General features: G+C 66.2%; 18 protein-coding genes. 8 read left to right on the top strand and 10 right to left on the bottom strand.

Features of this window, described 5'->3' with window-relative positions:
- Positions 1 to 9: 9 nt before the first annotated feature.
- A complete protein-coding gene (locus tag QFZ42_RS18885) occupies positions 10 to 1,521 on the top strand; it encodes a tripartite tricarboxylate transporter permease (protein ID WP_307702426.1) in 1,512 nt (503 codons plus the stop codon).
- Between the two features lie 131 nt (positions 1,522 to 1,652).
- On the opposite strand, the gene QFZ42_RS18880 is transcribed toward QFZ42_RS18885, so the two are convergent.
- Positions 1,653 to 2,579: a LysR family transcriptional regulator gene (locus tag QFZ42_RS18880; RefSeq protein ID WP_307702425.1), complete on the bottom strand. Its 927-nt coding sequence runs from the start codon at positions 2,577 to 2,579 to the stop codon at positions 1,653 to 1,655.
- 97 nt (positions 2,580 to 2,676) lie between these two features.
- On the opposite strand from QFZ42_RS18880, the gene QFZ42_RS18875 reads away from it, so the two are divergent.
- From QFZ42_RS18875 to QFZ42_RS18860, 4 genes are read left to right on the top strand one after another with little or no spacing between them, the layout of a single operon-like run.
- On the top strand, positions 2,677 to 3,651 hold the full coding sequence (locus tag QFZ42_RS18875) for a Bug family tripartite tricarboxylate transporter substrate binding protein (RefSeq protein ID WP_307702424.1): 975 nt from the start codon (positions 2,677 to 2,679) through the stop codon (positions 3,649 to 3,651).
- Positions 3,652 to 3,665: 14 nt separating this feature from the next.
- Positions 3,666 to 5,279, top strand: a complete 1,614-nt coding sequence (locus tag QFZ42_RS18870; RefSeq protein WP_307702423.1) for a gamma-glutamyltransferase family protein — start codon at positions 3,666 to 3,668, stop codon at positions 5,277 to 5,279.
- A gap of 21 nt (positions 5,280 to 5,300) precedes the next feature.
- Complete coding sequence (locus tag QFZ42_RS18865) at positions 5,301 to 6,248, top strand: DMT family transporter (protein ID WP_307702422.1); 948 nt, start codon at positions 5,301 to 5,303, stop codon at positions 6,246 to 6,248.
- A 26-nt stretch (positions 6,249 to 6,274) separates the two neighbouring features.
- A complete protein-coding gene (locus QFZ42_RS18860) occupies positions 6,275 to 7,069 on the top strand; it encodes an SDR family oxidoreductase (protein ID WP_307702421.1) in 795 nt (264 codons plus the stop codon).
- Positions 7,070 to 7,185: 116 nt separating this feature from the next.
- Here QFZ42_RS18860 and QFZ42_RS18855 read toward each other — a convergent pair whose 3' ends face one another.
- Complete coding sequence (locus QFZ42_RS18855; RefSeq protein ID WP_307702420.1) at positions 7,186 to 8,091, bottom strand: DMT family transporter; 906 nt, start codon at positions 8,089 to 8,091, stop codon at positions 7,186 to 7,188.
- Between the two features lie 101 nt (positions 8,092 to 8,192).
- On the opposite strand from QFZ42_RS18855, the gene QFZ42_RS18850 reads away from it, so the two are divergent.
- Entirely contained in the window at positions 8,193 to 9,176 is a 984-nt protein-coding gene (locus tag QFZ42_RS18850) for a quinone oxidoreductase family protein (RefSeq protein ID WP_307702419.1), read from the top strand.
- Between the two features lie 123 nt (positions 9,177 to 9,299).
- Positions 9,300 to 9,710: a response regulator gene (locus tag QFZ42_RS18845; RefSeq protein ID WP_307702418.1), complete on the top strand. Its 411-nt coding sequence runs from the start codon at positions 9,300 to 9,302 to the stop codon at positions 9,708 to 9,710.
- Between the two features lie 31 nt (positions 9,711 to 9,741).
- Here QFZ42_RS18845 and QFZ42_RS18840 read toward each other — a convergent pair whose 3' ends face one another.
- The 4 genes from QFZ42_RS18840 to QFZ42_RS18825 all read right to left on the bottom strand — a co-directional run bounded on the left by QFZ42_RS18840 (position 9,742) and on the right by QFZ42_RS18825 (position 16,466).
- Positions 9,742 to 11,403 carry a Na/Pi cotransporter family protein gene (locus QFZ42_RS18840; RefSeq protein ID WP_307702417.1) on the bottom strand — a complete coding sequence of 554 codons (1,662 nt, stop codon included), beginning with the start codon at positions 11,401 to 11,403 and terminating at the stop codon, positions 9,742 to 9,744.
- Between the two features lie 460 nt (positions 11,404 to 11,863).
- Positions 11,864 to 12,382, bottom strand: coding sequence for a signal peptidase II (lspA, locus tag QFZ42_RS18835; protein ID WP_307702416.1), 519 nt, complete (start codon positions 12,380 to 12,382; stop codon positions 11,864 to 11,866).
- The gene (gene ileS / locus QFZ42_RS18830; RefSeq protein ID WP_307702415.1) at positions 12,382 to 15,231 is read right to left on the bottom strand and encodes an isoleucine--tRNA ligase; all 2,850 of its coding nucleotides are present in this window, start codon (positions 15,229 to 15,231) and stop codon (positions 12,382 to 12,384) included. The genes lspA and ileS overlap by 1 nt, the downstream gene beginning before the upstream one ends.
- A 122-nt stretch (positions 15,232 to 15,353) precedes the next feature.
- On the bottom strand, positions 15,354 to 16,466 hold the full coding sequence (locus tag QFZ42_RS18825; RefSeq protein WP_307702414.1) for a bifunctional riboflavin kinase/FMN adenylyltransferase: 1,113 nt from the start codon (positions 16,464 to 16,466) through the stop codon (positions 15,354 to 15,356).
- Positions 16,467 to 16,632: 166 nt separating this feature from the next.
- On the opposite strand from QFZ42_RS18825, the gene QFZ42_RS18820 reads away from it, so the two are divergent.
- On the top strand, positions 16,633 to 17,193 hold the full coding sequence (locus QFZ42_RS18820; protein WP_307702413.1) for an HNH endonuclease: 561 nt from the start codon (positions 16,633 to 16,635) through the stop codon (positions 17,191 to 17,193).
- Here the strand turns inward: QFZ42_RS18820 and QFZ42_RS18815 are convergent.
- From QFZ42_RS18815 to QFZ42_RS18800, 4 genes are all read right to left on the bottom strand, one after another.
- Entirely contained in the window at positions 17,190 to 17,978 is a 789-nt protein-coding gene (locus QFZ42_RS18815) for an enoyl-CoA hydratase (protein WP_307702412.1), read from the bottom strand. The genes QFZ42_RS18820 and QFZ42_RS18815 overlap by 4 nt on opposite strands.
- Before the next feature lie 22 nt (positions 17,979 to 18,000).
- On the bottom strand, positions 18,001 to 19,353 hold the full coding sequence (locus tag QFZ42_RS18810; protein ID WP_307702411.1) for an alpha/beta fold hydrolase: 1,353 nt from the start codon (positions 19,351 to 19,353) through the stop codon (positions 18,001 to 18,003).
- A gap of 82 nt (positions 19,354 to 19,435) precedes the next feature.
- On the bottom strand, positions 19,436 to 20,551 hold the full coding sequence (locus tag QFZ42_RS18805; RefSeq protein ID WP_307702410.1) for an acyl-CoA dehydrogenase family protein: 1,116 nt from the start codon (positions 20,549 to 20,551) through the stop codon (positions 19,436 to 19,438).
- Positions 20,552 to 20,563: 12 nt separating this feature from the next.
- A complete protein-coding gene (locus QFZ42_RS18800) occupies positions 20,564 to 21,745 on the bottom strand; it encodes an acyl-CoA dehydrogenase family protein (protein ID WP_307702409.1) in 1,182 nt (393 codons plus the stop codon).
- Between the last annotated feature and the right edge of the window lie 47 nt (positions 21,746 to 21,792).

The raw sequence follows: 21,792 nt of genomic DNA, 5'->3' as shown, positions 1-21,792 counted from the left end.
AGCGCTCTCATGGAATTGTTTGAACACCTCTCGATGGGTTTTGGCGTTGCCTTTACCTTCACCAACCTGCTGTACTGCCTGGTCGGCTGTATTCTGGGTACGCTGATCGGCGTGCTGCCGGGCATCGGCCCGGTCGCGACCATCGCAATGCTGCTGCCCGCCACGTACGCGCTGCCGCCCGTGTCGGCGCTGATCATGCTGGCCGGTATCTATTACGGCGCGCAATACGGCGGCTCCACCACCGCGATTCTGGTCAACCTGCCGGGCGAATCTTCGTCGGTGGTGACCGTGATCGACGGCTACCAGATGGCGCGCAAGGGCCGTGCAGGTCCGGCGCTCGCCGCGGCCGGCCTGGGTTCGTTCTTCGCGGGTTGCGTGGGCACGCTGATTCTTGCTGCCTTCGCACCGCCGCTGACCGAGCTGGCCTTCAAGTTCGGCCCGGCCGAATACTTCTCGCTGATGATCCTGGGCCTGATCGGCGCCGTGGTTCTGGCCTCGGGCTCGCTGCTCAAGGCCATCGCGATGATCGTGCTGGGCCTGCTGATGGGCCTGGTCGGCACCGACGTGAATTCGGGCGTGGCGCGCTACAGCTTCGACATTCCTGAACTGACCGACGGCATCGGCTTCGTTGCCATCGCCATGGGTGTGTTCGGTTACGGCGAAATCATTGCCAACCTCTCGCGTCCGGACGACGAGCGCGAAGTGTTCACCGCCAAGGTCTCGGGCCTGTTCCCGACCAAGGAAGACTTCAAGCGCATGGTGCCTGCTGTTCTGCGCGGCACGGCCCTGGGTTCGGCGCTCGGCATCCTGCCCGGCGGCGGTGCGTTGCTGGCGGCCTTTGCAGCCTACACGATCGAGAAGAAGACCAAGCTGAAGCCGGGCGAAGTGCCGTTCGGCAAGGGCAACATCCGCGGCGTGGCGGCACCCGAGTCGGCCAACAACGCCGGCGCGCAGACCTCCTTCATTCCGCTGCTGACGCTGGGCATTCCGCCCAACGCCGTGATGGCACTGATGGTGGGCGCGATGACGATCCACAACATCCAGCCCGGCCCGCAGGTGATGACCAGCAACCCCGAGCTGTTCTGGGGCCTGATCGCCTCGATGTGGCTCGGCAATGCGATGCTGATCATTCTGAACCTGCCGCTGATCGGCATGTGGATCAAGCTGTTGTCGGTGCCTTACAAGTACTTGTTCCCCGCGATCGTGCTGTTCTGCGCCATCGGCGTGTACTCGACCAACAACAACACCTTCGATATCTGGATGGTGGGGATCTTCGGTCTGGTGGGCTACACCTTCTTCAAGCTGGGCTGCGAGCCTGCACCGCTGCTGCTGGGCTTCATCCTCGGCCCGATGATGGAAGAAAACCTGCGCCGTTCGCTGCTGCTGTCGCGCGGCGACTGGAGCGTGTTCGTCACGCGTCCGATCTCCGCCAGCCTGCTCGCTGCGGCCGCGCTGCTGCTCGTGATCGTGCTCTTGCCGGCGGTGAAATCGAAACGCGAGGAAGCGTTCGTCGAGGAATAACCCACCCGTCCCTCGCTCACTTCGTGTAGCTCGACTCCCCGCTCAAGGGGGCAACACCAGCGGCCCGGCAAAGCCGGTTCCGCGGTGTTCCACGAAGAATTCGACGGCGCCTTCGGGCGCCGTTTCTTTTTTCAGAGCTTGTTTGCGCGCGGCGGCTTCATGTGCTGCCGAGCCATGGCCAGGAAGGCCAAGGCGGCAGGACTGAGCGGATGCTTGGCCAGCCGCACTGCGACAACCGGATACTCCAGGACGGGACGCGTCACCGCCACGGCGCGCAAATTGCCCGGCATCAGCACTTCCACATAGCGCGGCAAGAGCGCCACGCCCGCGCCGGCCTGGATGAGGCCGAACGCCGTCGACAGCATCGACACGTGATGGACCACGCGCGGGTACACGTTGGCCACGCTCGAGAGTTGGCGGCTCACGGCGCGCCACACGTTGGCATCGGGGTTGACGTGAATGAAGGGCAACGCCTCCAGATGCTTCGCATCGACCACCACGCGCTGCGCCAGTGGGTGGTCGTCGCGCACGAACAGGGCCATGCGTTCGGAGAAAAGCGGCTCCGTCGCCAGTTCCGAATGCTTCTGCCCGATGTCCGAACCAAAGCCCAGGTCGGCCTCCTGCGAGAGGATGCGCGAGATCATCTGCTCCGCGGTGCTGTCGAGCAGCGTGGTGGCCAGCGTGGGGTGCTTCTGGGAAAAAAAGCTGAGCATCGGCGGCAGCAGGGCGCCGGCTGTCAGGTGCCCCACCGCGAGCACCACGCGCCCTTCGCGCAGCTGCGACTGCGAACGGCACGCATCCACCGATTCATCGATGAGCCGCAGCGCGCGCACGGCCGTCTCGACCATCACCTGCCCCGCGCTGGTCAGCTGGATCCGGCGGCCCCGCACGACCAGCGGTTGCCCGAGCTCTTCCTCCATGCGCTTGATCAGGTGGCTGATGGCGGGCTGCGTCAGCTGCAGGGTCTCCGCCGCTCGCGTGAAGCTGCCCGATTCGGCCACCGCCGCCAGCGCGCGCAGCTGCTGCAACGAAACCTCTTCGGCGGCATTCTTTGTCATAAGCAGGGCTCATAGTTGAATAAGCGGCATTATCTGGCTTGATGCGCGGCGGCTGCATAGCATGCAAGGTTTCTCCACCGGGCCAGAATCCAGCACCATGAAACGAATCCAGTTCCTTCAAGGGGTGGCCGCCGCGCTTTGCATGGCTGCATCGACGGCCAGCATCGCCCAGGGCTATCCAAACAAGCCGGTGCGGCTCGTCGTGCCGTTCCCGGCTGCGGGCGCCACCGACCTTTTTGCCCGCACGCTCGGGCAGAAGATGAGCGAAAAGCTCGGCACCACGCTGATCATCGACAACAAGCCCGGTGCCGGCGGCGCCATCGGGTCCGACCTGGTCGCGAAGGCGCCGGCCGATGGCTACACGCTGCTGCTGGCCACCACCAGCACGCATTCGATCGGCCCGGCCATCGCCAGCAAGCTGCCCTACGACACGGTGCGTGATTTCTCGCCCATCGCGCACGTGGGCGATGCGCCGAGCATCATGCTGGTGCCGGTCAATTCGCCCGCGAAGACCGTGCGGGAATGGATCGATTTCGCAAAGAAGAACCCGGGCAAGCTCAACTACGCCTCGAGCGGCAACGGCACCATCGTGCAGCTCACGGCGGAACTCTTCAAGGCGCAGGCGGGCGTGTTCGTCACGCACATTCCCTACAAGGGCACGGCGCTCGCCATCCCCGACCTGATCAGCGGCAAGATCGATGTGCTGTTCGACTCGCTTCCCACCGGCATGCCGCACGTGCGCGACGGCCGCTTGCGCGCGCTCGGCGTCACCACGCTGAAGCGCAGTCCGCTCGCGCCTGAGTTGCCGCCCATTGCCGACACGCTGCCGGGCTACGAGTCGAACACCTGGTTCGGCTTCTATGGGCCCAAGGGCTTGCCGGCGGACATCGTGGCGCGCGTCAACAAGGCGGCCAACGAAGCGCTGGCCGACTCCGAAGTGAAGGACAAGCTTTCGCGCCTGGGCATCGAGCCCGCCACTGCCGGAACGCCCGAGCAGTTCGCCAGGATGGTGGCGGCCGACGCCGCCAAGTGGAAAAAAATCGTGGTCGAACGCAAGATCACCAACGAGTAGCGAGACAAACCGACATGAACTTCGATTTCAACAATCCTTATCTCTCCACCCGCATTCCGATCTTCGCGCGCAACGTGGTGTCGACCTCGCACCCGCTCGCGTCGCAAGCCGGGCTGCGCATGCTCCAACAGGGCGGCAATGCCGTGGACGCGGCCATTGCCACGGCGGCCGTCATGATGCTGGTCGAACCGGTGAGCAACGGCCTTGGCAGCGACGCGTTCTGCATCCTGTGGGACGGCAAGGAGCTGCATGGCCTCAACGCCTCCGGTCCCGCACCCAAGGCCTGGACGCCTGAATACTTCAAGGCGAAGTACGGCGCCGACGCGGTCACGCCGCCGATGCGCGGCATCGACTCGGTCACGGTGCCGGGCGCGGTGCGCGGTTGGGTGGCGCTGAGCGATCGTTTCGGCAAGCTGCCTTTCGCCGACCTGCTGGCACCGGCCATCGACATCGCCGAGCGCGGCTATCTGGTGCCGCCGGTGGTGCAGGGCAAATGGGTCGCGGCCACGTCGCTGCTCGAGTCGCAACCGGGGTTCGCGCAGACTTTCCTGCCTCGCGGCCGCACACCGGAGATCGGGGAGCTGTTTCGGTTCGCCTCTGCCGCGCGCGCGCTCAAGGCCATTGCGCGCACCAAGGGCGAGGCCTACTACAGCGGCGAGATCGCCGAGGCGCTCGCCAAGTTTTCGAGGGAGCAGGGCGGCTCGCTCACGGTGGCCGACCTGTCGGCCTACCAGCCCGAATGGGTCAAACCCATCTCGCGCGACTACCGCGGCCACACGCTGCACGAGATTCCGCCCAACGGGCAGGGCATCGCGGCGCTGATCGCGCTCGGCATTCTCGAGAAGTTCGACATCGCCTCGCTGCCGGTCGACTCTGTCGCTTCGCAGCACCTGCAGATCGAGGCGATGAAGCTGGCTTTTGCCGACGTGTACCGCTACGTGTCGGAGCCATCGTCGATGACGGTGACCCCCGCGCAAATGCTCGATGACGCCTACCTGGCATCGCGTGCGAGACTCATCGACGTGAAAAAGGCACAGGACTTCAAGGCCGGCAACCCCGTGAAGGGCGGCACCATCTACCTCACGGCCGCCGACGAGAGCGGCATGATGGTGAGCTTCATCCAGAGCAACTACATGGGCTTCGGCTCGGGCTGCGTCGAGCCCGAGTTCGGCATCAGCCTGCAGAACCGCGGCCACGGCTTCAGCCTCAAGGCCGAGAGCCCGAACGTCGTCGCACCGGGCAAGCGGCCCTTCCACACCATCATTCCAGCGTTCCTGACCAAGGACGGGCAGCCGGTGATGAGTTTCGGCGTGATGGGCGGCAACATGCAGCCGCAAGGCCACATGCAGACGCTGGTGCGCATGCTCGACTACAAGCAGAACCCGCAGGCCGCCTGCGACGCGCCGCGCTGGCGCTTCAACGCGGGGCTCGAGATCAACGTCGAGGCCGCGATGAACCCGAACACCGTGCAGGGCCTGCGCGACCTCGGCCACCACCTCGACGTGATCGACGACTCCTACCAGGACTTCGGCGCGGGCCAGTTCATCTGGCGCGCGGGCGACCCGTCGGTGGAAGGCTATGTGGCCGCCAGCGATCCTCGCCGCGACGGCGTGGCTGCAGGGTTTTGACGGCCACGCGATGATCGAGGGATGACCAAGTCCGCCGTACAGACCGGCATCCCCCCTTCGCAGAGCGGCGCAAAGAGCATTGCGTCCGGCCTCGTCCTCGCTTCGCTGGGCGCCATCGCGTTCAGCGGCAAGGCCATCATCGTCAAGCTGGCCTACCGCTATGGCGTCGATGCCATCACGCTGATCATGCTGCGCATGTTGTTCGCGCTGCCGCTGTTCGCCGTGATGGCGTGGTGGGCCGGCCGCGGCAAGCCTGCGCTCACCTTGCGCGACTGGCTCGGGGTGATCGGGCTCGGTTTCTCGGGCTATTACCTTGCGAGCTTTCTCGACTTTGCCGGGCTCGCCTACATCTCGGCCAGCTTCGAGCGGCTGATTCTTTATCTCAACCCCACGCTGGTGCTGCTGTTCGGCTGGCTCCTGTACCGGCGGCGCGCGACGCGTCCGCAGGTGCTGGGCATGATCGTGAGCTATGCCGGCGTGCTGCTCGTGTTCGGGCACGAACTCTGGATCGGCAGCGGCGGCAAGGGCGGCGGGGCGGCGGCCTGGGGCGCGTTTCTCGTGTTCCTGAGCGCCGTGAGCTATGCGGGCTACCTCGTCTACAGCGGCGAGTTCGTCAAGCGCCTCGGCTCGCTTCGGCTCGTGGGCCTGGCCACCACCGTCGCCTGCGTGCTGTGCATCCTGCAGTTCGTGCTCACGCGGCCCATGAGCGTGGCGATACAGGTGGCGCCTGAAGTCATCTGGCTGTCGGTGCTCAATGCCACGCTGTGCACGGCGGTGCCCGTCCTGATGGTCATGATGGCCATCGAGCGCATCGGGCCGGCCATGGCCGCGCAAACCGGCATGATCGGGCCTCTTTCGACCATCCTCATGGGGGTGGTCATACTCGGCGAGCCGTTCACCGCGTGGATCGCGGCCGGCACGGTGCTCGTCATTGCGGGCATCTTCGTTTTCACACGCACGGGGCGCTAGCGTCCCTGCAGTTCAGGAGCAGCAACATGGATTTGGGCATTGCAGGCAAGACCGCGCTGGTATGCGGCGCGAGCAAGGGACTGGGCTACGGCTGCGCCGAAGCGCTGGTGCGCGAAGGCGTCAACGTGGTGATCGTGGCGCGCGGCGCCGAGGCGCTCGAAGCCGCGGCTTCCAAGCTGGCCGCCGCGGCCGCCGGTTCGCCCGCGCCGTTCGTCAAGCACGTGGCAGCGGACATCACCACCGAAGCGGGCCGCGCGGCCGTGTTCGCACTGGGCCACGAGTTCGACATCGTCGTCACCAACGCCGGCGGCCCGCCGCCCGGCGACTTCCGCAACTGGGACCGCGAGGCGTGGATCAAGGCGGTCGACGCCAACATGCTGACGCCCATCGAACTCATCAAGGCCACGGTCGACGGCATGGCCAAGCGCGGCTTCGGGCGCATCGTGAACATCACCTCGAGCTCGGTGAAGTCGCCCATCGACATCCTCGGCCTCTCGAACGGCGCGCGCAGCGGGCTCACCGGCTTCGTGGCGGGCGTGGCACGTACGCCCATCGCGGCGCAGGGCGTGACCATCAACAACCTGCTGCCCGGCTCCTTCGACACCGACCGCCTGAAGGGCACCATGGCCGGCGCGGCGCAGAAGTCGGGTCAGGATTTCGACACCGTGTGGGAAGCCCGCAAGAAGAACATTCCGGCCAAGCGCTTCGGCACGCCCGCCGAGTTCGGTGCCATCTGCGCCTTTCTCTGCAGCCTGCAGGCGGGCTACATGACCGGACAGAACGTGCTGGCCGACGGCGGCGCCTACCCCGGCACGTATTGAGCTCGCCCCCAGGCTTCGCGCACTTCGTGTCGCTGCTCCTGCTCCTTGCCTGAAGCAACACCAGCGACCCGGCAAAGCCGGATCCGCGGTGTTCGCTTGAAAGGGGCGCTGTCCGATCAGCGCCGTGACGAGACCACGATGCCGCCCGCGATCAGCAGAAACGCCGCGCCGTGGTACCAGTGCGGCGGTTCGCGCAAAAAGGCGGCCGACAGCAACGCGGCGAACAGCGGCGTAAGGTTCAGGAAGAAGCTCGCCGCCTGCGGCCCCGCATGCTGGACGCCGCTGCCCCAGCAGCGGTAAGCCAGAACGGCCGGTCCGATGCCGATGAAAACCAGGGCCGCGAAAAGGGGCCAGCCCATCACGATGCGGGCGTCGGTCAGCGTCCACTCCCCGGCCGCGAACACGCCGGACCACGCGACGCCGAATACCAGTTGCGCCATCAGGAACGCGGCCCAGTCCTGCCGCACCGCTTGCGGCTCCCGCGTGCGCACCAGCATCCAGCTGTAGAACGCCCAGGCGATGGTGCCGAGGATCATGTACAGATCGCCCGGCACCAGGCGCAACGCGAGCAGCTGCCGCCATTCGCCCCGGCTCAGCACCAGCAGCACGCCCAACATCGAGAGCAGCGCGCCGCCGATTTCGCGCCCGCTGACACGGGCTCCGAAGAAGAGGGCGCCTGTCGCGAGCATCCACAGCGGCAAGCTGGAGCCCACCAGCGTGACGTTGATCGGCGTGGAGGTCTGCAGCGCCAGGTACTGAAACGCGTTGTAGCAACCGATGCCGAGCAGCCCCAGTACCGCGTAGCGCTTCCAGTGCACCCACATCGGGCTGGCGCCGCGCAGCACCGGCCATGCGAGCGGCAGCAGCAGCACGAAGGAAATCGCCCAGCGCACGAAGTTCAGCGTGAGCGGCGACACCAGGTCGCGCACCAGGCGGCCGACCACGGCATTGCCGGCCCACAGCAGCGGCGGCACGGTGAGCAGGAAGACGGTGGAAGGCGTGAGGCGCTGCGAGGTCTGCATGGCCGCCGACTCTAGCGGGCATTGCCCGCCGTCGCCGCGGAAAGGCCAAACGTGGCACGATGCGCGTCTTCTTTTCCGTGTGCCTGGAGACTGCAAAGATGATGAGCAAAGCCGTTCGTATCGACCGCCATGGCGGTCCCGAAGAACTGAAGATCGTCGACGTGGAGGTCGGCGAGCCCGGCCCCGGCGAAATCCGTATCCGCCACAAGGCCGTGGGCCTGAATTTCATCGACACCTACCAGCGCAGCGGCCTCTACCCGTTCCAGATGCCCTTGCAGTTGGGCATGGAAGCCTCGGGTGTCGTCGAGGCCGTGGGCGAGGGCGTCACGCACCTCGAGGCGGGCGACCGCGCCGCCTATGCGAGCCAGCCGCCCGGCGCTTACAGCGAGCTGCGCGTGATGCCGGCCAAGAACGTGTGCAAGCTGCCCGATGCCATCTCCTTCGAGACCGGCGCGGCGATGATGCTCAAGGGCCTGACCACGCAATACCTGCTGAAGAAGACACTGCCGGCGGAAGGCCTGCAACCGGGCGACTTCGTCCTGTTCCATGCAGCGGCCGGTGGCGTGGGCCTCATCGCCTGCCAATGGGCCAAGGCGCTGGGCCTTCGGCTGATCGGCACCGCCGGCAGCGACGCCAAGTGCAAGCTCGCACTCGAATACGGCGCGGCGCATGCCATCAACTACAGCACCGAAAACTTCGCGGCCCGGGTGAAGGAGATCACGGGCGGCAAGGGCGTGAAAGTGGCGTACGACTCGGTCGGCAAGGACACCTGGGAAGGCTCCATCGACTGCCTGCGCCCGTTCGGCCTCTTGGCGGTGTTCGGCAACGGCTCGGGCCCCGTGCCGCCGATCAGCCTGGGCACGCTCGCGTCCAAGGGCTCGCTCTACGTGACACGGCCGACGCTGTTCACGCACATGGCCACGCGCGAGAGCACGCAGGCCATGGCGGACGACCTGTTCGCGGTGGTCCAGAGCGGCGCGGTGAAGATCCCGATCGACCAGCGCTATGCGTTGGCCGACGTGCAGCAGGCGCATCGCGACCTGGAAGCGCGCAAGACCACCGGCTGCACGATCTTGACGCTCTGAACATGCGCAATGGCTGGCCCGCCGGCAGGCCAGCGTTGTCCTACCCGCGATGGCGTGTCATGCCTTCGTCTTGTGCCAGGCGCACTTTGTAGCCTCCATCAAAGCTCGAGAAACGCCGCTGCCATGGATACCGTCAGAACTTTCGTCGTCGAGGACAACCCCACCATCCGCGAAAACCTGATCGGCACCCTGCGCGAGGTGGCACGGGTCGATCCGGTGGGACAGGCGGAATCGGAACAGGAAGGGACGCGCTGGCTGACAGGCAACCTGTCGCTGTGGGACTTGGCGATCGTCGACCTGTTCCTGAAGGACGGCACGGGCTTCAGCGTGCTCGAAGCGTGTCGCAACCGGGAGCCGGCGCAGAAGATGGTGGTGCTCAGCAACCACCTCACGCCGGAGATGCGCCGCAAATGCGCGCAGTTGGGTGCCGATGCCGTGTTCGACAAAGCCACGGAAATCGACGACCTGATCGACTTCTGCCTGCGGCGCCGACAGGAGCAGTTCACGGCCGCGCCGCTCGGCGCGGCGCACTGACCCGCTCGCAGCCTCTTTTCCGGCAGGCGAATCAGCCCTCGATCTTCCCCAGCCGCGATTCGCGCAGGCGGCTCGGCGCCAGCGCGCCCGCCGATTCCAGAATGGGATAGGCAATGGAGCAGATGTGCGAGTTGATGCGCTTCAGATCGCTGATCAGGTCGATGTGCAGCGAACTCGTCTCGATGCTCAGCGTGGTGCGGTCTGACAGCCGATCGAGGTGGGTCGTGGCATAGGCGCGTTCGAGATCGCGGAAGCGGGCTTTTTCTTCCAGCAGCTTCTGCGCATCGCGCACGTTGCCGTTGAGAAAAACGCTCATGCTCAGCCGCAGGTTGGCGACCAGCCGGCCGTGCAGTTCCACGATTTCCGCCGTGCCCGCTTCGGAGAAGTTGCGCTGCGGTTTGATCTTCTTGTCTTCGATGTCGATGATCACGCGCTCGATGATGTCGCCGATCTGCTCCATGTTGATCGTGAAGCTGATGATGTCGGTCCAGCGCCGGCTTTCTCCCTCGCCCAGGGCCTCGCGCGAGATGCGCGTCATGTAGTACTTGATGGCCGAGTACAGCTCGTCCACGGTGTCGTCGAGCTGCCGCAGTTCCTGCGACAGGCGCAGGTCGTTGTGGCGGATCACGTCGAGCATGCCGATGAGCATGGTCTCCACGATGTCGGCCTGGTGCAGCGCCTCGCGCGCGGCGTTCGAAATGGCGAGCGAAGGCGTCGAGAGCGCCGAGGGATCGAGGTGGTGCGGCCGCATGGAGGTGGTCGGTTGCTGCGGCACCGGCAGCATCTTGGTGACCAGCTTGGCGACCCATTGCGTGAGGCCGATGAAACCCACGCTGATGATCACGTTGAACGCCAGGTGAAACAGCACCACGCCGTGGGTCGCATTCGGCACGTGCGGCTGCACATAGCGCAGCCAGAGCCCGACGAACGGCGCGACGATGGCCACGCCGAGCGCCTTGAAAAGCAGATTGCCGACCGTGACCTGCCGCACCGGCACCGCCGACTTGGCGGTGGTCAGCACGGCCAGCAGGCCGCTGCCGAGGTTGGCCCCGAGCACCAGCCCGAGCGCGACATCCAGTGGCACCACGTGGGAGCTCGCCATGGCCGCCACCAGCAGCACGACCGCCAGGCTCGAGTACGCCACGATGGCCAGCATGGCTCCGATGGTGATTTCGAGCAGCACGTCGCTGCTGAGCGAGGCCAGCAGGGCCCGCACGGCCGGTGCCGAGAAGAGCGGCTCGGTGGCTTCCACGACCAGTTGCAGCGCCAGCAGCATCAGCCCCAGGCCGATGAGCACCCGGCCCACACGGCCCGCCACGCTGGCCGAACGCGAAATGAAGAGCACCACGCCCACGAAGATGAACATCGGCGAGAGCCAGGAAAGGTCGGCCGAGAACAGCACCGAGATCAGCGCCGTGCCCACGTCCGCGCCGCGCATGACCGCCAGCGCCGCGGGCAGCGTGACCAGGCCCTGCCCGACGAAGGAAGAGGTCATCAGCGACGTGGCTGTGCTCGACTGCACCAGCGCCGTGACGCCAATACCCGACAGCGCGGCCGTGAAGCGGTTGCGCATGCTCTGCACCAGGATCTTGCGCAGGTTGGCCCCGAACACGCGCAGCACGCCCGTGCGAACGAGGTGCGTGCCCCACACGAGCAGTGCGACGGCGGCGAGCAGATTCAGAAGGTGCTTCATGGGTGCCGGTTTCTATCCTTTTCGTTTTAGTTCGTTTTCGCCCCCATTTTCCACATGTATGGGCTCAGCCGATCAGCGCCTCGTTGCCGTGGAAAGGAAAAGGGCCTTCAAATGTGCCGGAAGCCGCTGAATGAGTCACCAGCCGTGCGTTGCGCGCGGTCCAGGCATGGCCCCCCTGAGTCGGACTTGGTTCCCTCTCTACCGCTCCCTCAAGAGAGGATTGGGGCGACGGGAGCGGCATCAAGCCCACAACAGGCGTCCGGTAGGTGGTGCGGTGTGGGCTGTGCTGCCCCTCTGTGCCGCCGAGGAGCGCCGCGTTTCGCGGATCAGGGCTCGCAGCTGTTTGAGCCGAAGGCGAGTTCTGCGAGACGCCGCTAAACGCGAGACCGCAGGAGAGCCCGAAGGGCCGGCACAGTGGGACCGACCGCGCCGTACCGCCGGCCCGGCGCCCCTCAAGTCGTCATTTCCCTCGACGAACCCGCCGGATCTCGTCCACGATCAGGCAGATCGCCCCAAGCGTGATGGCACTGTCCGCCGCATTGAAGGCCGGAAAGTACCAGTTCCCCCAATGGAAACTCAGGAAGTCGACGACGTAGCCGTGCATCATCCGGTCGATCACATTCCCGATCGCCCCGCCCAGGATGCAGGCCATCGCGAAAGAGAACAGCTTCTGCCCCGCGTGCGACTTCAGCATCCACACGATAAACACCGCGGCCGCCACGCCAATGGCCGTGAAAAACCAGCGCTGCCACCCCGAATGGTCGGCCAGGAACGAGAACGCGGCGCCCGTGTTGTGCGCGCGAACCACGTTGAAGAAGTTCGTCACGTAGGTCGCGTCACCGAGCTTGTAGTAGCCCAGGATCAGCGTCTTGGTGAACTGGTCGATGATGAGGATGATCACCGCCAGCCCGAGCCAGGGCCAGATGCCCAGGCTGCCACCGCGCGAACGCGATGCCGATGCGGAGCGTGCGGCCGCCATCAGGCAAAGCTCCGCGGCTCGCCGGCACCGAACAGGTTGCTCGTGCACCGGCCGCAGATCGTCGGGTGCGCCGGGTCGTGGCCCACGTCGTCGCGGTAGTGCCAGCAGCGGTCGCACTTCTGCGCGGCGCTCGGCTTCACCACGGTAGACAGCGCCTCGCCCGCCGCCAGTTCGATGGCGGAAGTGATGAAGACGAACCTCAGGTCGTCGCCCAGCGTGCCCAGCAGCGCGAAGTCTTCCGCCGCTGCGCTGAGCTGCAGGTTGGCCTGCAGCGACGAACCGACCTTGCCTTCGGCGCGCACGGCTTCGATGTCCTTGTTCACCACGTCGCGGATCTCGCGGATGCGGCCCCACTTGGCGAGCAGTGCTTCGTCGGGCGCGGCGAACTGGCTGAACGTCTGGGCAAAGATCGATTCGCCCGGTTTGCCCGTGTTCACGAACTTCCACGCCTCTTCGGCGGTGAAGCTCAGGAACGGCGCCATCCAGCGCAGCATGGCTTGCGAGATGTGCCAGAGCGCGGTCTGCGCACTGCGGCGCGCGAGCGAGCCCGGCGCCGTCGTGTAGAGCCGGTCCTTCAGGATGTCGAGGTAGAAACCGCCCAGGTCTTCCGAGCAGTAGATCTGCAGCTTGGACACGACGGGATGGAACTCGTACACCTTGTAGTGCGCGAGGATCTCGGCCTGGAACTGCGATGCGCGCGCGAGCGCATAGCGATCGATCTCGAACAATTGGTCGAGCGGCACCGCATCCTTCGCGATGTCGAAGTCGCTGGTGTTCGCCATCAGGAAGCGCAGCGTGTTGCGGATGCGGCGGTACGAGTCGACCACGCGCGCCAGGATCTTGTCGTCGCCCGCGATGTCGCCCGAGTAGTCGCTCGCGGCCACCCAGAGGCGGATGATTTCCGCGCCCAGCTTGCTGCTGATTTCCTGCGGGTCGATGCCGTTCTTGAGCGACTTGCTCATCTTGATGCCCTTGGCATCCACCGTGAAGCCGTGCGTGAGCAGGCCGCGGTACGGCGCGCGGTCTTCCAGCGCGCAGGCGATCAGGAGCGACGAGTGGAACCACCCGCGGTGCTGGTCGTGGCCCTCCAGGTACAGGTCGGCTTCCGGCCCCGTCTCGTGGTGCACATTGGGGTGCGTGCCGCGCAGCACGTGATAGAAGGTCGAGCCCGAGTCGAACCACACCTCGAGGATGTCGGTGCTCTTGGTGTAGTGCGGCGCGTCCTCGGCGCCGAGGATCTCTAGAGCCGTGACGCGGCTCCAGGCCTCGATGCCACCCTTCTCGACGATGTCGGCGGCCTGGTCGAGGATTTCCATCGTGCGCGGATGCAGCTCGCCCGAATCCTTGTGCAGGAAGAACGGGATCGGCACGCCCCAGCTGCGTTGGCGGCTGATGCACCAGTCGGGCCGGTTGGCGATCATGTCGTGCAGGCGCGCCTTGCCGTTCTCCGGATAGAAGCTGGTCTGTTCGATGGCTTGGAGCGCGGTCTGGCGCAGCGTCTTGGGCGCCTTGTCCTTGGTGAACACGCCTTCGCCTTCGTCCATGCGGATGAACCACTGCGCCGCGGCGCGGTAGATCACCGGCGTCTTGTGGCGCCAGCAGTGCGGGTAGCTGTGGGTGATCGTCTCGGTGGTGAGCAGGCGGTTGGCATCGCGCAGCGCGGCGATGATCACCGGCACGGCCTTCCAGATGTTCTGGCCGCCGAAGAGCGGGAAGTCGGGCGCGTAGCTGCCGTTGCCCTGAACTGGGTTCAGGATGTCGTCGTACGCCACGCCATGGGCGATGCAGGAGTTGAAGTCGTCCACGCCGTAGGCGGGCGAGGAGTGCACGAGGCCGGTGCCGTCCGTGGCAGTGGCGTAGTCGGCCAGGTACACGGGCGACAGGCGCTTGTAGCCAGCGTCGACGTCGTACAGCGGGTGCTCGAACTCGAGCCCGCCGAGCTTCTCGCCCTTGACCGTGGCCAGCACCTTGCCGTCGAGCGCATAGCGCGTCATGCACATCTCGACCAGCGAGTTGGCGAGGATCAAGAGGCCACGTTCGGTGTCGACCAGCGAATACTCGATCTCGGGGTTGAGGTTGATCGCCTGGTTGGCCGGGATGGTCCACGCGGTGGTGGTCCAGATCACGGCAAAGATGTCACCGAGGATCGTATGGTCGGTCTCGAAGGCCTTGAGCACCTTCTCGCGGTCGTGCGCCTTGAAGGCCACGTCGAGGGTCTGGCTCTTCTTGTCGGCGTATTCGATCTCGAACTCGGCCAGCGAGGAGCCGCAGTCGAAGCACCAGTACACGGGCTTGAGGCCGCGGTACACGAAGCCGCGCTCGATCACGCGCTTGAAGGCGCGCAGCTCGCCGGCTTCGTTGGCGAAATCCATCGTCTTGTACGGGTGGTCCCACTCGCCCAGCACGCCCAGGCGCTGGAAGTCGAGCATCTGCTGCGCGATCTGCTCGGTGGCGTAGGCACGGCTCTTGGCCTGCATCTCGTCGCGGCTCAGGTTGCGGCCGAACTGCTTTTCGATGGCGTTCTCGATCGGCAGGCCGTGGCAATCCCAGCCGGGCACGTAGAGCGCGTCATAGCCTTCGAGCTGGCGCGCCTTGTTGATCATGTCTTTCAGGATCTTGTTCACCGCGTGGCCCATGTGGATCTGGCCGTTGGCGTACGGCGGGCCGTCGTGCAGGATGAACTTGGGCGCGCCGTGGCGCGCGTCGCGCAGGCGGTGGTAGCGGCCTTCGTCGTTCCATTCCTTGACCCAGCCCGGTTCGCGCTTGGGCAGGTCGCCGCGCATCGGGAAGGGGGTGTCGGGCAGGTTCAGCGTGGAACGGTAGTCGGTGGGGGAAGCAGCGTCAGACATGTTGGGGTGCGAAACAGAGGGGGCTTCGACAGGCTCAGCCCGAACTGCATTGAGCGGTCGGTGCGGAAGAAAAGCCGTTCGCCCTGAGCTTGTCGAAGGGCGGCAGCACGGGGCGTGCAGGGCTAAATTCGGTCGCGCGTGGTCTGGCGGTGGGTTTCGGCGTGGGTCGAGGCAAAGAACGCACGCGCGTCGCGCCCATCCTTGGCGATGCCCGCAGTCAGGGCCTCGAGGCTGGTGTAGCGCAATTCGTCGTGCAGTTTGTGCAGGAGTTCCACGCGGACGATTTTACCGTAGGCTCCTTCGGCCCCCAGATGCGCGGGCCACTCCAGGCAATGCGTCTCCAGCAGCACCCGGCCCGCATTGACGTCGTTGGCGTCCAGCGAGGGGCGCACGCCGAGGTTTGCCACGCCGGGCAGCGGCTGTTCGGCCAGCCCGTGCACCAGCACCGCGAAGATGCCGCTGGCGGCCGGCTTCCAGTGCTTGAAGCGCAGGTTGAGCGTGCGAAAACCGTCGTCCTTGCCCGGTGCGGAGGCGCCCAGCGCGCGGCCCAGCTTGCGGCCATGGACCACATGGCCCGAGATCGTGTAGGGCCGGCCGAGCAGGGTCTGGGCGTCGGCCATGCGGCCCTCGGCCAGTGCCTCGCGCACGGCCGAGCTGGAAACGCGCAGGCCGTGCCCGTCGCCGGGCCGCCCCAAGACGGGCGCGCCCTCTCGGGGGGCCGCGGGGCGCAGCCGCGCGTGAGGGTCCGATATTTCGTAGCTGTTCATGCGCGCCACGTCGAAGCCATGGGCATCGCCGGCCGCGTCGAGCATGGCGTAGTCGCCCGCCCGCTTGGCGCCGAAGCGGAAGTCGTCGCCCACCAGCACATAGCGCGCACCCAGGCCGTCGACCAGCACGCTCTGGATGAAGTCTTCGGGCGACTGGGACGCCAGGCGGCCATCGAAGGGCAGCACGATGGTCTGCGCCACCCCACAGGCCGCGAGTTCGGTCAGCTTGTCGCGCAGGGTGCCGATGCGCGCCGGCGCCAGGTCGGGTTTCTTGGTGACGGCGGCAAAATAGTCGCGTGGGTGCGGCTCGAACGTGAGCACGCAACTGGGCAGCCCGCGATGGCGCGCCTCGGTCTGCAGCAGCGCCAGCATGGCCTGGTGGCCACGGTGCACGCCGTCGAAATTGCCTATGGTGAGAGCGCAGGCCGGAGCCACGCCCGGGTGCCGGAAGCCGCGGAAAACCTGCATCGGTGATTATCTTTTTGATAGCGCCTTTTGCCCGTCGAATGGGCAGATCAGGCCGTTTTGTCACAAAGCCGGTATATTGTGACTCAGTGCGTCGCTTGAAGTGGTCTCCGGCGTGCTCCGTGTCCCTGGTCTTTCCGTGATTCTTCCCTTTTTGAGGAGGCGTGTGGTGAAGGTCTTGAAGCTGTCGGCCCAAGGGCTGCCCCAGTCATGGATATCGCTCGAACAGGCGGTCATCCACTATGCAGCGGACGAAGTCCGCTGGGAGGTGGGCGCGCAGGTGGCTGTGTTCCGTGGCGGCCACAACGCCATCACCGGCCAGCAGTCGCAGATTGCCATCAACAGCATCATCGGCACCAAGGGCGTGCCGCGGATCAACCCCTTTACCCAGCGTCCGGGGCTCACCAACAGCAAGCTGTTTGCGCGCGACCGCAACGTTTGCGCGTACTGCGGCGGGCATTTCCACGAAGACGAGCTCACGCGCGAGCACATCATTCCGTTCGCGCAAAAGGGCATCGACACCTGGATGAACGTGGTCACGGCCTGCAAGCCGTGCAACCACCGCAAGAGCAGCCGCACGCCGGAGCAGGCCAACATGCCGCTCTTGTATGCGCCCTACGTGCCCAGCCTGTGGGAAGATTTCATTCTGCGAAACCGCCGCATCCTGGCGGACCAGATGGAATTCCTGATGGCGCACCTGCCGCAAAGTTCGCGGCTGCACGACACCTAGCGTTTCCAGTCGGGCGGGCGCTTCTCGATGAAGGCCTGAACGCCTTCGAGCGCGCTCTCGTCCATCATGTTGCAGGCCATGGTCTGGCTGGCGTCGGCCAGCGCGGCCTCGATGCCGGTTTCGAGCTGGCGATAGAAGAGGGCTTTGCCCAGCGCGAGCGCCTGGCGCGGCTTGGCGACGATGCTGGCGACCAGCGCCTCCACCGCGGCGTCGAGCTCGCCGGGCGCGGCCACCCGGTTGACCAGGCCCTTTTCGCGGGCCTCCTGCGCGCTGATGAATTCACCCGTCACGAGCATCTCGAAGGCCTCCTTGCGGCCGAGGTTGCGCGACAAGGTAACGCTCGGCGTGGCGCAGAACAGCCCCACGTTCACGCCGCTGACCGCGAAGCGCGCCTCGCTCGAGGCCACCGCCAGGTCGCACACCGCGACCAGTTGGCAGCCCGCGGCCGTCGCGATGCCGTGCACGCGCGCGATCACCGGCACGGGGAGCCGCTGGATCGACAGCATCATCGCGCCGCAGCGCTCGAAGAGCCGCTGGTAGTAGCCGAGCGAGGGCTCCGCGCGCATTTCCTTCAGGTCGTGGCCCGCGCAGAAGGCCTTGCCCGCCGCGGCGATCACCACGGCGCGCACCGTGTCATCCGCCGCAATTTCGCCGAGCGCCTGTTCGAGCGCGCCGAGCATGCCTTCGGAGAGGGCGTTGAACGAGGTCGGGCGGTTCAGCGTCAGCGTGGCAACGCCGCGTGCATCGCGTGTCGCCAGCACGAAGGGAGAAGCCGTGTCGCTCATGTCCTTGGCCCTCGTGGATCGGTCAATACGTCAATTCGAGCACCGTCACGTGCTGCTGCGCCGCAGGCCAGGTCAGGCCCGTGATGCGCTCCGCGTTGAATTCACCGGTCACGGCGCGCTGCGGTTGCGCGGTGGTCACCCGCACTCTGGAGCTCGACACGCCGGAGCCTTTGGGCGGCACCCCGGGCGGGGGGCTCTGGCCGTCGAAGCGCATGGTGTCGCGCTCTGCATCGAAGTAGCCGCGCGGACGCGTGAAGACAACGACCGCCTGGGCGCTGCCGTCGGCAGCCACGAGGCGTTCGGGCCGCAGGTTCACGACGCGGCTGCTGCGCGCAAACGGGCTGCGGTAGATGTGCGTGATGCCGTAGCCGGGCGCGCTGAGCACGAACTCGTAGGCCGTGTCGCCGCGCGCGTTGAGCGGACCCCAGCGGCCGTCGGCGCCGATGCTTTTGCTGTGCACCGCCTCACCGCGCCGTGCGCCCGTGGCCGGATCGACGGCGTACACGGTGACCTGTCCGCCGTTGAGCGACAGGTTCTCCGCGCCCACCGCCCGGCCGTCGAGCACAACGTTCGCCTCGGGTGCCACCGCCGTGCTGCGCGGCGGCTCGCCGGTCAGGAACTGCCAGGTCGCTGCGAATGCGGCGGGCGAGAAAGAGGTCTCGCGATGATCCACGCGCGGTAGCACGACATTGGTCGCGCCCTTGAGTGCTGGCCCGTCGAAGCCGATGTTCGTCGGCTGGCCCGGCACGCCGATCCACAGGCCGTCGGGCTGTGCGTACTTGTCGTTGTTGTCGGAACGCAGCGTGAGCCACTTCACGCCCGGCGTGACCTCCTCGCCGTTCGGCCCCTTCGGCGTATTGAGCTGCTGCATGAACCCCGAGAGCCCCGAGAACTCGTTGTTCTCGCGGAAGCCCTTCACGGCCCAGATGCCGTGTGCCGGATTGCCGCCCAGCACCACGTGGCTCACGACGGCCGCGCCGCCGCCGTTCTGCACGTAGTTTCGAATGGTGTTGCCGCCACGCGAATTGCCGATCAGCACCACCTTGCCGGCACCCGTGGCTTTCAGCACCTTGTCGACCTCGCCCTTCAGGAAGACGGCCGAATCGGTGGTCGAACTGCGGCCCGGCTGCGCCACGGCATCGTCGTCGCGCGCCAGCGGATAGGGCTGGTCAACCGCGAAGAGCCGGTCGCGCGGCCAGCCGTTCGACTCGAAGCGCCAGATCGTCGTCAGCCAAAGCGCGGCCGAATCGCCGTTGCCGTGCATGAAGACGATCGGCGGGCGCTCGGCGTACGAGGGCGAAGGCGCTGTGGCGCAAGCGGTCAGCATGGCGGTCGATGCGAGCCCGAAGGCGAGAAGAGTGCGGCGTGATGGCATTGTTTTGTTCCTGGCTGGTTCCAAGTAAAAACGCCCGCCGGCACGAGGCGGGCGGGCGTTGGATGCTATGGGAAAAACACCATCAGGCGAAGACGCCGGCGGCGTCCTGCATGCGGGCCGACACTTCGCCCAGGTGATGCAGCGTGTCGCCGAAGGTCATTTCGAGCTGCGTGAGCTTGCGGAAGTAGTGGCTGCCGATGTATTCGTCGGTCACGCCGATGCCGCCGTGCAGTTGCACCGAGTTCGCGGCAACGTAGCGCATCGACACGCCCAGCTGGTACTTGGCGCGCGCCAGCGCCTGGCGCCGCTCCTCGGCCGGCGCGTTGAGCTTCAGCGTGGCGTAGTAGCTCATCGAGCGAGCGAGCTCGAGCTGCATCTTCATGTCGGCGACGCGATGGCGCAGCGCCTGGAAGGTCGAGATGGTCACGCCGAACTGCTTGCGCTGATTCATGTACTCGACCGTGAGGGCCACGGTCTTGTCCATGACGCCCACAGCTTCGGCGCAGGTGGCTGCAATGCCGACGTCGACCGCGTACTCGAGCGCCGCCAGTCCGTCTGCGGTGATCAGCGTGGCGTCGGCCTTGTCGAACACGACCTCGGCCGCGCGGCCGCCGTCCTGCGTGCCGTAGCCGCGTGCCTCGACACCGCTGGCGCTGCGCTCGACCAGGAACAGGGCGATCTTGCCGTCGGCCTGCGCGGGCACGATGAACGCGTCGGCTTCGTCGCCCACCGGCACCACGCTCTTGGCGCCGGTCAGCGACCAGCCGCCGCCCGCCTTCACGGCCTTGGCCTCGCACACGTCGAGCCGGTAGCGCGCCTTGCGCTCCTGGTAGGCCAGCACCACGATGGCCTGGCCGCCCGCAATGCGGGGCAGCCAGTTGTCCTTGAGGTCGGCGCCGGCATGGCCACCGAGCACGGCGCCGGCGATCAGCGTCTGCGCGAAAGGCTCCAGCACGATGCCGCGGCCCAGCTCTTCCATCACGACCATGCCGGCCACGGGGCCCATGCCCAGGCCGCCGTCGTCTTCGGCGATGTAGAGGCCGCCGAGGCCGAGCTCGGCCAGTTCGTCCCAGGCCTCGCGCGAGAAGCCGCCGTTGGCCTCGATGCCGCGGCGACGCTCGAAGCCATAGCCCTTGTCGACCCACTTGCGAACGGCGTCGCGCAGTTGTTCCTGGTCGTCCGAAAAATTGAAATCCATGTTCTTGTCTCCTCAGCCGAGAACGGTTTGAGCGACGATATTTCGCTGCACTTCGTTCGAGCCGCCGTAGATGGTGGTCTTGCGCATGTTGAAGAAGGTCGATGCCAGCGGTGCCAGGGCCGGGTTGCCGCCGGGGAAGTCGCCTTGCCAGCCGGCCTCCATCGCTTCGCGGACGAGAGGCAGCGAGTACGCGCCGCCGGCCAGCATCATCAGTTCGCTGTAGCGCTGCTGGATTTCGCTGCCGCGGATCTTCAAGAGGCCTGCGACGTCGAGCGAGTTCTTGCCCGAAGTGGCGGCCGAGAGCACGCGCAGCACCATCATCTCGAGCGCGACGATATCGACTTCGAGCTTGGCGATTTCGTCGCGGAAGCGCAGGTCGTCGTAGACGCCTTCGCTCTTGGCGATGCGCTTCAGGCGCTCGAGTTCGCGCTTGGCGCGGTTCACGTCGGCGATGTTGGTGCGCTCGTGCGAGAGCAGGTGCTTGGCGTAGGTCCAGCCCTTGTTTTCTTCGCCGATCAGGTTTTCGGCCGGCACCTCGACGTTGTCGAAGAACACCTCGTTGACTTCATGGCTGCCGTCGAGCAGCTTGATGGGCCGCACAGTGACGCCGGGCGATTTCATGTCGAGCAGCAAAAAGCTGATGCCGGTCTGCGGCTTGCCCTCGCTGCTGGTGCGCACGAGGTTGAACATCCAGTCGCCGTACTGGCCGAGCGTGGTCCAGGTCTTCTGGCCGTTGACGATGTACTTGTCGCCTTGTCGCTCGGCCTTGGTCTTGACCGACGCCAGGTCGGAGCCGGACCCCGGCTCGCTGTAGCCCTGGCTCCACCAGACTTCGCCGCTCGCGATGCCCGGGAGAAAGCGCTTCTGCTGCTCGGCATTGCCGAAAGCCATGATCACCGGGGCGACCATCACCGGGCCGAACGGCACGATGCGCGGCGCACCGGCAAGGGCGGTCTCTTCCTCGAACAGGTGGCGCTGGATGGCGGTCCAGCCGGGGCCGCCGAATTCCTTCGGCCAGCCGTAGCCGAGCCAGCCCTTCTTGCCGAGGATCTTGGCCCAGCCTTGCAGATCGTCGCGCGTCAGCTCGAGCGCGTTGTGCACCTTGTGCGAAATTTCCTTGGGAAGGTTGTCCTTGACCCAGGCGCGAATTTCTTCGCGGAACTGCTGTTCTTCGGGCGTGAAGCTCAAATCCATGCGTGCCTCGCTGTGTTGATCGGTTCACCGCCATCGCACCGAGGGCG

Origin of the sequence: Variovorax paradoxus (assembly GCF_030815855.1) — a bacterium.
Taxonomy (GTDB): Bacteria; Pseudomonadota; Gammaproteobacteria; order Burkholderiales; family Burkholderiaceae_C; genus Variovorax; species Variovorax paradoxus_M.
Note: the sequence above shows the minus strand (reverse complement) of the source record. Positions and strands in the feature narration are given on the sequence as shown.